Raw genomic sequence first — 593 nt, forward strand, 5'->3', positions numbered from 1 at the left:
TCCGCCAGTCCAGAACAAGGTGGCACATCCGACGGCGACCAGCCTGTGAGCTGACTTTGTTGCTTCCATCCCGCCGCGGATGGCCTTATACGTTCTGCGTAGAAATGACTGAAGCCCAAACCTACTCGTGGATTTTCTACGCGGCGTCTGCGTCGTGCGCCAAGGAAGGAGCGAATATCCGGGACATCGAGGCGGTTGCGGACGGCATCAATCACGCGGTTCCGACTTCGAAGGAAATGACGCAGTCCCTAAAGTGGGCGGAGTCGAAGGGTCTCATCACCAAAGAAGGAAAGAAGTTTGTTATTACCCGCGACGGTCAGGACCTGATCGCTCAGGTTTCCTCAAGGGGAGGCAGTGCGATGAAGATTTGGGAGCGATATACCCGTTTGTTCGAAAAGCTGGGGGCCGAAAATGTGACGCACCTCAACTGCCAAACAATGAAAGCAGAACCAGCCAGTGGAGCCAACGCGGGCTAGCGCCCGCGCGGCTCACCTCTATCGTTCGGCAGAAAATGAAGACCGCACTCCCTATACTGGTTTCGCTCATGTCTTGCGTGATTTGCAAGGCTGACCCAGTTCCGTTTCCAACCGAAG

The 593-nt window shown here is 55.6% G+C and carries 1 protein-coding gene; it reads left to right on the forward strand.

Going from position 1 to position 593, the window contains the following annotated elements:
* On the forward strand, positions 1-476 hold a 476-nt coding region (locus JIN85_RS20870; protein ID WP_234047550.1), incomplete at its 5' end, for a hypothetical protein.
* Positions 477-593 lie beyond the last annotated feature (117 nt).

The organism is Luteolibacter pohnpeiensis (assembly GCF_016595435.1).
GTDB lineage: Bacteria > Verrucomicrobiota > Verrucomicrobiia > Verrucomicrobiales > Akkermansiaceae > Luteolibacter > Luteolibacter pohnpeiensis.